The sequence below is a fragment of the Streptomyces sp. 7-21 genome, from assembly GCF_016741785.1.
GTDB lineage: Bacteria > Actinomycetota > Actinomycetes > Streptomycetales > Streptomycetaceae > Streptomyces.
The window spans coordinates 1-401 of sequence record NZ_JAERRL010000053.1; the positions used below are offsets into that span (position 1 = coordinate 1).

Sequence of the window (401 nt, forward strand, 5' to 3'; positions counted from 1 at the left end):
ATCGACCGCGCCGACACCGACGACACCGTCCTGGTTGCTAGGGAACATCTCCATGTTGGAGTTCTCAGCGTCATTACCTGTGGCTGCAAAAACCAGCACATCCTGCCGTGCCGCTTCCTCAAGAGCAGCGGTGACCTCATCTTGGGCGTAGCCGGTAGGCTGAATGCCATTGGAAACGCTGATGATGTCAGCTCCTTCGTCTACCGCGTACTGCACGGCATCAGCGAAGGTGCCCTCGACGTCAAACCCCGAAGCTTCGGTCTCATGCGTCCGGATGGGGAGGATATCGACGCCGGGTGCGAGGCCTTGGACGCCGTTATCTGCGCCGGTTCCCGCGATTAGAGCGGCCATGATGGTGCCGTGGCCACTTACATCGGTGTGCGCGCTGTCGCCGCTGAGGC

1 protein-coding gene is annotated in these 401 nt (G+C 61.1%); it reads right to left on the reverse strand.

What is annotated here, in order from left to right; all coding sequences use genetic code 11:
- Positions 1-401 (reverse strand): S8 family serine peptidase (locus JK356_RS21540; RefSeq protein ID WP_201870357.1); only part of this gene is annotated, 401 nt, incomplete at both ends.